Genomic DNA, 9109 nt, shown 5'->3' on the forward strand with positions numbered 1-9109 from the left:
GTCAGCATCCTGTTATCAGCTTGATTGCTCTTACTCAGTTCAGACGTGCAAACTGGCCCGATAGTATTTTCTGCACAGGATAGTCCAGATCGCCGTGCTTGCTGGTTGACAGCCCCAGCGTCACCAGTGATTCCACCATTTTAACGGCAGCCCCAACGCCATCGATCACCGGCATAGCCAGCTCTTTGGTCAGCTCGCGGGCAAGCATGGCCATCCCTCCACAGCCAAGAACGATGGCTCCACTGCCATCCTGACGTTTTGCCTGTATACAGTATTCCCGCACTTTTTGCTGTGCCAGCCCGCTGCTGTCTTCCAGTGCCAGCACCGGCAGATCGATAGCGTGCAGCGCAGCGCAATGATGCTCAAAGCCATACTGTCGTAGCAAATGTCGTGCAACAATCACCGTTCTCGGCAGGGTGGTCACCACCGAAAAACGTGTGGCGACCATTGTCGCCATGTGCATCGCCGCTTCAGCAATGCCCACCACCGGCCCCCGGGCCAGTTCACGCGCCGCCAGCAGGCCCGGATCGCCGAAGCAGGCGATGACATGACCGGAAACCCCCTGCTCGCGCCCGGCCTTCACCTGTTCCAGCACGCCGATGGCCGCGATGGCCTCATCAAAATGCCCCTCAATCGAGGGGACGCCGTCAGTCGGGCAAACGGCGAGGATTTCAGTACCGGGCGCGGCTACAGCCCGCGCGGCCTGGGCAATGGTCTGCGTCATCGCCAGGCTGGTATTCGGATTAATCACCTGAATAATCTGCCCGTCCATCATGGTTTATCTCCTGTTTTCGGCGTAAATCCGGCAAACAATCGGGCAAAGTCCGGCAGCGTTTCTCCGCCACGCTCAAAGCGCAGACTGGCTACGATATGCGAAAAATGTTGCCGCATTGCGTCAGCCAGTGGTTGCGGATCTTTTTTTCTGATCAACTTTATCAGCTGGTCATGGTCATCGCAGCGGCAGCCCTGCTGCCAGGGCGCACCATATGCAGCAACCACCAGCGATGAACGTTGCGCCAGTCGCATCACCATTTCAGTCAGCACAGCGTTGCCCCCAATCGCCTGTAACTGGACGTGGAAAGCCGCAGAGTGGCGAATGGCCGCCGGACCATGGTGATCCTGATGCGCCTGCTGCTCAAGACGGATTAGTTTTTCCAGCGCCGCCAGATGCGTGGACTGACAACGCGCCAGCACCGCAGGCAGATTGGCACATTCAATTAAGGCCCTGGTACGGAAAATATCCTGTGCCTCTTCTACTGACGGCGTGGCAACCTGTGCACCACGTTTGGGCGTCAGCACGATCATCTGCACCGCAGCAAGGCGTTGCAGCACTTTACGGATGCCGGTACGACTGATACCAAAAATCTCAGCAAGGGGTTCTTCCGGCAGTTTGCTGCCCGGCGGTAATTGCTGTTCAACTATCGCCGTCAGTAGCGCCTGATAGATGGGTTCGTCCTTGTCGGTCAGGTCAGAGGCCGCGATCAGGCCAGTTTCACTCTTCATTCCCTACTCCGCTAAACATCTTATTTAAAGAAAATCGTACACACTTTTATTTACTTTTGTATACATGAAAAAACATTCTGGCCTGGATCCTGCAATACATCCTCCATCCATTACGTTTCGAGTTGAATTTACAGGAGCAGGTTTCATGCCAGACATTCAGCATGTTTCACCCCCGGCGTCAGACAGCGTCAACGCCCGCTACAGCCCACGGCTGTGCAACGACGATCTCGCCCCAACCCGCGATCAAAACTGGAACTGGTACAACATCTTTTCGTTCTGGATGTCGGATGTACACAGCATGGGCGGCTATGTGGTCGCGGCCAGCTTCTTAACGCTGGGCCTGGCCAGCTGGCAGGTGCTGCTGTGCCTGCTGGCGGGTATCTGTATTGTGCAAATTTGCGCCAACCTGGTCGCCAGACCCAGCCAGATGGCCGGGGTACCCTATGCGGTTGTTTCCCGTCAGGCCTTTGGCGTGTTCGGTGCCAATATCCCGGCAGTGATCCGCGGCCTGATTGCCTTTGCCTGGTATGGTATCCAGACTTATCTGGCGGCCAATGCGCTGATGCTGGTTTCACTGAAATTCTGGCCGTCACTGGCAGCGATGACCCAGACTTCCTGGCTGGGACTGTCGCAGCTGGGCTGGATTTGCTTTGGCATCATGTGGTTCGCTCAGGCGCTGGTGTTCTGGCATGGGATGAGCGCGATCAAACGGTTTATCGACGTGGCAGGCCCGGCAGTGTATGTGGTGATGCTGGCCCTGGCCGGATGGATTGTGTACAAGACCGGCTTTGACGGCATTTCGCTGACGCTGACCAGCAAGCAATTGAGTAAAGGTCAACAGGCATGGGAGATGATCACCGCAACGGCGCTGGTCGTCTCTTATTTTTCCGGCCCGTTGCTCAACTTTGGCGACTTTTCCCGATATGGCAAAAGCATGGGGGAAATCCGTCGGGGGAATCGCTGGGGACTGCCGTTTAACTTTCTGCTGTTTTCGGTGGTCACCGTGGTGATTGTTTCCGGTACACAGTCACTGTTTGGCAGGATGATCACCGATCCTATTGAAACCGTCAGCCGGGTGGGTAGCGACCTGGCGGTTGCCATCGGCCTGCTGACGATGATTACCGCAACCATTGGTATTAATATCGTGGCCAATTTCGTCTCTCCGGCCTTTGACTTTTCAAACTGTTCACCGCAAAAAATCAGCTTCCGCACCGGCGGGATGATCGCCGCCGTCGGCTCCGTGCTGCTGACGCCGTGGAATCTGTTCCAGTCTCCCGAATTAATCCACTACACGCTGGATGTGCTGGGTGCGTTTATTGGCCCGTTGTTTGGCATTCTGCTGTGCGATTTCTATCTGATCAAACGCGGTCAGATTGCGGTAGATGATCTGTTTGACGATACGCCGAAAGGGCGTTACTGGTATCGCGGTGGGTTTAACCCGAAAGCGATTGCCGCGCTGGTGCCATCGGTATTTGTCGGGCTGGTGATTAGCTTTATACCGTCGCTACATGCCGTCGCTAACTTTAGCTGGTTTATTGGCGCGGCGCTGTCAGCCGGTTGCTACCGCTGGATTGCGCGCAATGAGCGCGTGGCAGCCGCGCAGGATTTTGCCAGTAAGCAAAGCCCACTGAGATCGTCGTAAGGCGTTGCTGAGACTGAAACGACGAAAGCCTGATTCATTACTGAATCAGGCTTTCTGAATTTTGGCGGAACGGACGGGGCTCGAACCCGCGACCCCCTGCGTGACAGGCAGGTATTCTAACCAACTGAACTACCGCTCCGCGCTCAGTTCCTTACGGAACGGGGCGAATATTACGGTGGGGCCCCCACTTCGTCAATGCTTTTTCTACGGCTTTAAGCGCGAATGCATATTTTTTCGCCTTACCGCCTGATTTATGGGAATTATGTCCGCCAGAGGCAACTTCCGCCCTTCTTCATCACCAGATCCAGACGGGATTCATGCGCCGCCATTTCTTCTGCGGTTGCTTCCACTACCCGCAGCCCTGCAAGCGGGCGCGTAATACGGTGAATGGTATCCCCTCCGCTCTGCTGCTGACGCTCGCCTTCCATTGAAAAGGTCAGTGACGTTTGTCCGCCGGTCATCGCCAGATAAACTTCAGCCAGAATTTCGGCATCGAGAAGAGCGCCGTGCAGGGTTCGCTTGCTGTTGTCTATTTCATAACGTGAGCAGAGCGCATCAAGGCTGTTACGCTTGCCGAGGAACATCTTGCGCGCCATCGCCAGACTGTCTGTGACCTGGCAAAAGGTTTCCGTGCCGGCGATATTGCGGGCAAGTTTGGCAAATTCATAGTCGATAAAGCCGATATCAAACGAAGCGTTATGGATAACCAGTTCAGCCCCGCTGATGTAAGCAATAAAATCGTCAGCAATTTCTGCAAAGGTGGGTTTATCGGCGAGAAATTCATCGGCAATGCCGTGAACACCAAAGGCTTCAGGATCGACCAGCCGATCCGGCTTCAGATAAATATGGAAGTTATTACCGGTCAGACGGCGGTTCACCACCTCAACGGCACCGATTTCAATGATGCGATGCCCTTCATAGTGCACCCCGATCATATTCATACCGGTGGTTTCCGTATCAAGAACGATTTGCCGCGTGGTATTTACTGTGCTCATAGGACCCGTTTATGTCAGACTTGGCATTTTTCAGCAGGGAGTCTACCAGAGATGCTTAAGCAGGTAGAAATTTTCACCGATGGTTCTTGCCTTGGCAATCCCGGACCCGGGGGGTATGGCGCAATTCTGCGTTATGGCAAACACGAGAAAACGTTCAGCGCCGGATACTATCTGACCACCAATAATCGCATGGAGCTGATGGCGGCGATTGTGGCACTGGAGGGGCTGACACAACCCTGCAAAGTGGTGCTCAGCACTGACAGTCAATACGTCAGACAGGGGATAACCAGTTGGATCCATAACTGGAAAAAACGTGGCTGGAAAACAACCGATAAAAAACCGGTCAAGAACGTTGACCTGTGGCAACGCCTTGATGCTGCGTTAAGTCATCATCAGATAGAGTGGCAGTGGGTAAAGGGCCACGCCGGTCATGAAGAAAATGAACGTTGTGACGAGCTGGCGCGATCCGCTGCCGGCAGCCCTTCCCAGCAGGATACCGGCTATCAGTCAGGATCCTGACGGCGATAACCTGCCCGAAACTGACGTGTAGCGCCCACCGCCGAGGCCAGTCTTCTTTTTGCGGCAGCTTTTCTGGCCGGATTGATGGTCAACGGGAAAGTTCTTTTGCGTGCCACAATAATATTCAGGCAGCCCAGCGCCGGAAAATGTGTGCTGATCACTCTGCCGCCCTGACGATTCCAGGGCAAGACCTGAAAACGGCTGTGTTCAGTCACTTCATAGTTGAGCAGGCTCAACCAGTCCATCAAACGCATCGGAGTAAACATTCTGCTGTTCCACGGTATGCGTCGGTTAAGCCCCGGGATCAACTTGCCTGTACCCAGTAAACTGAAAGGATTGAAACCGCTGATAATCATCCAGCCATCGTCAATCAACACCCGATCCACTTCACGCAGAACGCGATGCGGATCGTCGCTCCACGCCAGACAATGGGCAAGCAGACAGGCGTCCACGGATTTGGAGGCGAACGGCAGACTACCCGGTTCAGCGATAACATGCAGATCGCTGCCACTGGTGCCGACATTGACCTGATGGGAGATATCGCAGTGCCGGGTGTCGATCTCCGCACTGAGATGTCCTATCTTCAGCAGATGATAACCGTAGATTTTACTTAAGGATGTCTCCAGATGCCGGGTGAGCGCATCACGGTAAAACTCTCCCCAAGGGATTCCGGCCCAGCACTGAGGCACATGACGAATCCGGCGTGTTTTAGCTGGCTTCATGCTTTACCATCTTCTTTCCATTGCGACCGTTTACAGAGGCGATGATGAATCTTAACAGTATTCCCGCTCTTCAGGATAACTACATCTGGCTGTTGAATGACGATCGGGGTGACTGCCTGATTGTCGATCCTGGTGAAGCAGAACCGGTATTGGACGCCATATCAAAAAATCACTGGCAGCCAGTCGCGATTCTTCTCACTCACCATCATCATGACCATACCGGAGGGGTGCAAAAGCTGGTCGAGAAATATCCGCAGCTGGTGGTTTATGGTCCTGCTGAAACGCTGGGCAAAGGGGCAACCCAGGTGGTGTCTGAGGGGGAGAAAGTGACCGTTCTGGGAATGGAATTCAGTGTCCTGCATACCCCAGGTCATACTTTAGGACATATCTCATATTTCAGTTTTCCTTACCTTTTTTGTGGTGATACGATGTTTTCCGCAGGCTGCGGCAAGCTGTTTGAAGGCACACCACAACAAATGTATGAATCTTTTCAGAAGATTAACTCACTGCCAGCGGAAACGCTGATCTGTTGCGCTCACGAGTATACGTTATCGAATCTGGAGTTTTGTCGGAGCCTTTTGCCGCATGATGTTGAGATTGAGCGCTATCATCATAAAATTAAGGAGTTACGTGCGAAAAACGGCATTTCACTCCCCACAAAACTGGCGTTTGAGCGAAAAATAAATATTTTCCTCAGAACGCATGAAATTGAATTACAAAGAATAATTGGTTACGAAACATCTCCATCACAACTATGGCAAGTATTTGCAACGTTACGTCAGAAGAAAGACCATTTTTGATTTTCGGGTTGTGTTGCGCAAACTGACCACGTATAGTTGCTCGTCTTTTAAGCTAACTACGACAAACACATGAAGGCTACAGCGATAATTATCGCCTCGGTCTTGCTGGTGGGTTGCCAGGCGTCAGGACATGACGTTAACTCCCCTGAACAGCATGCACAGAGTTTGTCTTCGGCAAGTCAAAGTGAAACGAGTAAAAACGCAGATCGCTTTTTGTCGCCGCGCTGGCAGGATGATGGAACCAACCTTGCGCAGCAACAGCATCTGTGGGATTTCATTAGCAACGAGCTGAAGATGAAGGTTCCGGATAACCCCCGGATACGCGAACAAAAACAAAAATATTTAAGTAACAAGAGCTATCTCCACGATGTAACTTTACGGGCAGAGCCGTATATGTACTGGATAGTCGAGCAGATTAAGCAACGTAAGATGCCGATGGAACTAGTACTACTACCCATAGTGGAGAGCGCTTTTGACCCCCATGCCACCTCTGCTGCCAATGCTGCTGGCATCTGGCAGATAGTGCCGCAAACGGGGCGTAACTATGGTTTGAAACAGAACCAGTGGTATGACGGTCGTCGCGATGTGGTTGCATCGACCAAAGTTGCGTTGGATATGATGGAACGCCTGAACGGCATGTTTGACGGGGACTGGCTACTGACCATCGCCGCCTATAACAGTGGTGAAGGACGTGTTCTGAAGGCGATAAAAGCCAATAAAGCCAGGGGTAAACCAACGGATTTTTGGCATCTGTCGTTACCACGTGAAACGACAGTCTATGTACCCAAAATGTTCGCTCTGGGAGAGATCCTGAAGAACAACAAGCGCTACGGCGTACGTCTGCCTGAACCTAATGAATCTCGCGCCCTGGCAAGAGTGGAAGTGGGACAGCAGATGGAGTTGACTCAGGCAGCAGAAATGTCAGGTATGTCGCTGACTAAGTTGAAAAGTTTCAACGCAGGGTACAAACGCGGTAAGACAGCACCTGATGGTGGCCCTCAGTACATCATGGTACCGAAGTCCAACGTTGCGCAGCTGCGTAACTCACTGGCAACAGGGGATATTGCCGCAGTTCAGCCTGGCGCGTTAGCGAACAACAGCACGACTGCAAGCTCATACAAGGTTCGTAACGGTGATACCTTGTCCGGAATCGCGAAGCGGCTGAACGTCCCGGTTAGCGAATTGCAGCGGGCTAATAATCTGCGCGGCAGTAATATCAAGCCAGGACAGACCTTAAGCTACAGTGGCAGTAGTAATGCCAGTAAGCTGGCAGATAATGGCAACAGCATCACCTATAAAGTTCGTAGGGGTGATTCTCTGGCCAGCATCGCAAAGCGACACGGGGTTAATATGAAGGACGTTATGCGCTGGAACAATGGCGACGTGGCGAATCTTCGACCCGGAGATAATCTGACACTGTATGTTAACAACAGCGCTTCACCAGACAGCTAATCAATTTCTACAGTCATTAAAAAGCCAGTCACCTGACTGGCTTTTTTATTGCCAACCCCGTAGAGCGAGTCAGCTGCCACAACAGTTGTTGATTAGCATTGAAATGGGCAAAATTAATCGTTAATCGGGGCGCTCATCAGTGGCGGCGGCTGTGCCTGAATCGAATTCAACCAGTAACGGGTTATGGTCAGAAGCACGGGTTATAAGTACGGATGCCTGTAACACCTTCATCCTGCGATAAAATACAAAGTCGAGAGGACGACCAAACGCCCTGCGCCGATGGTCATCACTAAAACTGACTTCATCCAACCCCATATCCCGCGCAAACGTATACAACGCATTGATACGTTGACGGCTCCAGGCATTAAAATCTCCGGCCATAATCACCGGTCCCTGATGGTGGATAATCTGCTCCCCAATCGGGCCTAACTGTTTGCTGTAGACATCTATACCCAGGCTAAAGTTGACCGCGTGAATATTCACCACCATCAGCATCTGACCGTCTGGTAACGGATAAGCCGTAACCAGTGCCGATTTTGCCAGTCTTAATAGCGGCTCACGTTCACGTAAGGGGCAGCAATATACAGGATGTGCAGCAGCAAGAGTCATTACACCTGATGGATGCTGAGGCAGGACGAAAGCGGGCACCTGATCGGCAGCAAGATAGTGAGTTGTGGCAAAACGTACCAGCTCAGGGGTTGTCTGGGCTTCCTGCAATAAAACCAGATGGGCATCTTTACCAAAGTTTTGCAGCACTGAGAGCCAGTCAGCACGCTGTTGCTTGAAAATATTCCATACCAGTACACGTAGCGAAGATTGAGTTGTAAGTGGTGTACCGGGAGGTAATGCCTTGCCGACGTGAAGCATGGAGCCAGGCGGAAAAATACGCTCTGCTGGCTGTCCTGCTACATATCGCATGGCATAAGTTTTTTTTCGCACTTTACCGCCTGGCTTTTTTCTCGGGGTGTCAGTCACACTGTCATTCAGTTATAGGGGCTTTGTAGCCGACTTTCAATCCGGGCTTGCTGATAAGCGCGAAAAACCAGGTAAACATTTGCAAATTAAGACAAATTTACTGGTACTAATCAACGCTTCAGGTTGGATTATGGAAAAAGTGATGATAACAAAAAAGCCCTGAGCAAATATGCTCAGGGCTTGTATAAAGTGGCGGAACGGACGGGGCTCGAACCCGCGACCCCCTGCGTGACAGGCAGGTATTCTAACCAACTGAACTACCGCTCCACCGATTCTGTACTGAATTCAGAATGTTGCTTCTGATATCAGGTATTACTTATACCTTTCATGTCACCTGAAAGGTGTTGAAGTTAAGAACTTCTCAGCCCTTATCTTCTTTTATGATGCCTGGCAGTTCCCTACTCTCGCATGGGGAGACCCCACACTACCATCGGCGCTACGGCGTTTCACTTCTGAGTTCGGCATGGGGTCAGGTGGGACCACCGCGCTACGGCCGCCAGT

8 protein-coding genes, 2 tRNA genes, 1 rRNA gene and 1 pseudogene are annotated in these 9109 nt (G+C 52.2%); 4 read left to right on the forward strand and 8 right to left on the reverse strand.

Annotated features, from left to right (window positions below; translation table 11 throughout):
- Positions 1-34 precede the first annotated feature (34 nt).
- Both hpxA and BG55_RS02320 read right to left on the reverse strand, forming a co-directional pair.
- Entirely contained in the window at positions 35-772 is a 738-nt protein-coding gene (gene hpxA / locus BG55_RS02315; protein ID WP_034933979.1) for an allantoin racemase, read from the reverse strand.
- Positions 772-1503 carry a GntR family transcriptional regulator gene (locus BG55_RS02320; protein WP_034933924.1) on the reverse strand — a complete coding sequence of 244 codons (732 nt, stop codon included), beginning with the start codon at positions 1501-1503 and terminating at the stop codon, positions 772-774. Before BG55_RS02320 ends, hpxA begins: the two co-directional genes overlap by 1 nt.
- Positions 1504-1648: 145 nt before the next feature.
- Between BG55_RS02320 and BG55_RS02325 the strand changes: the two genes are divergently transcribed.
- Entirely contained in the window at positions 1649-3145 is a 1497-nt protein-coding gene (locus BG55_RS02325; RefSeq protein ID WP_034933926.1) for an NCS1 family nucleobase:cation symporter-1, read from the forward strand.
- A 62-nt stretch (positions 3146-3207) separates the two neighbouring features.
- Here the strand turns inward: BG55_RS02325 and BG55_RS02330 are convergent.
- Together BG55_RS02330 and dnaQ are read right to left on the reverse strand one after the other, a co-directional pair.
- Positions 3208-3284, reverse strand: a tRNA-Asp gene (locus tag BG55_RS02330).
- Positions 3285-3405: 121 nt separating this feature from the next.
- Positions 3406-4140, reverse strand: coding sequence for a DNA polymerase III subunit epsilon (gene dnaQ, locus BG55_RS02335; protein ID WP_034933928.1), 735 nt, complete (start codon positions 4138-4140; stop codon positions 3406-3408).
- Here dnaQ and rnhA point away from each other — a divergent pair.
- Positions 4091-4659 (forward strand): annotated as a pseudogene (gene rnhA, locus BG55_RS02340) (ribonuclease HI). The gene dnaQ and the pseudogene rnhA sit on opposite strands and share 50 nt — an antisense overlap.
- Here the strand turns inward: rnhA and BG55_RS02345 are convergent.
- Positions 4644-5381: a methyltransferase domain-containing protein gene (locus BG55_RS02345; protein ID WP_034933932.1), complete on the reverse strand. Its 738-nt coding sequence runs from the start codon at positions 5379-5381 to the stop codon at positions 4644-4646. The pseudogene rnhA and the gene BG55_RS02345 overlap by 16 nt on opposite strands.
- 44 nt (positions 5382-5425) lie before the next feature.
- On the opposite strand from BG55_RS02345, the gene gloB reads away from it, so the two are divergent.
- Positions 5426-6181 (forward strand): hydroxyacylglutathione hydrolase, encoded by a 756-nt coding sequence (gloB, locus tag BG55_RS02350; protein ID WP_034933934.1) that lies wholly within the window; start codon positions 5426-5428, stop codon positions 6179-6181.
- A 69-nt stretch (positions 6182-6250) separates the two neighbouring features.
- Complete coding sequence (gene mltD / locus BG55_RS02355; protein ID WP_034933936.1) at positions 6251-7633, forward strand: murein transglycosylase D; 1383 nt, start codon at positions 6251-6253, stop codon at positions 7631-7633.
- 120 nt (positions 7634-7753) lie between these two features.
- Here the strand turns inward: mltD and BG55_RS02360 are convergent, their stop codons facing one another.
- From BG55_RS02360 to rrf, 3 genes are all read right to left on the reverse strand, one after another.
- The gene (locus BG55_RS02360; protein ID WP_034933938.1) at positions 7754-8572 is read right to left on the reverse strand and encodes an endonuclease/exonuclease/phosphatase family protein; all 819 of its coding nucleotides are present in this window, start codon (positions 8570-8572) and stop codon (positions 7754-7756) included.
- A gap of 226 nt (positions 8573-8798) precedes the next feature.
- Positions 8799-8875, reverse strand: a tRNA-Asp gene (locus tag BG55_RS02365).
- 118 nt (positions 8876-8993) lie between these two features.
- Positions 8994-9109, reverse strand: a 5S ribosomal RNA gene (rrf, locus tag BG55_RS02370).

Source organism: Erwinia mallotivora (assembly GCF_000590885.1).
Lineage (GTDB): Bacteria > Pseudomonadota > Gammaproteobacteria > Enterobacterales > Enterobacteriaceae > Erwinia > Erwinia mallotivora.

Coding starts and splice junctions, on each gene's coding strand:
- hpxA (WP_034933979.1), bottom strand. CDS start 772: ATGGACGGGCAGATTATTCAGGTGATTAATCCGAATACCAGCCTGGCG.
- gloB (WP_034933934.1), top strand. CDS start 5,426: ATGAATCTTAACAGTATTCCCGCTCTTCAGGATAACTACATCTGGCTG.
- dnaQ (WP_034933928.1), bottom strand. CDS start 4,140: ATGAGCACAGTAAATACCACGCGGCAAATCGTTCTTGATACGGAAACC.
- BG55_RS02325 (WP_034933926.1), top strand. CDS start 1,649: ATGCCAGACATTCAGCATGTTTCACCCCCGGCGTCAGACAGCGTCAAC.
- mltD (WP_034933936.1), top strand. CDS start 6,251: ATGAAGGCTACAGCGATAATTATCGCCTCGGTCTTGCTGGTGGGTTGC.
- BG55_RS02345 (WP_034933932.1), bottom strand. CDS start 5,381: ATGAAGCCAGCTAAAACACGCCGGATTCGTCATGTGCCTCAGTGCTGG.
- BG55_RS02320 (WP_034933924.1), bottom strand. CDS start 1,503: ATGAAGAGTGAAACTGGCCTGATCGCGGCCTCTGACCTGACCGACAAG.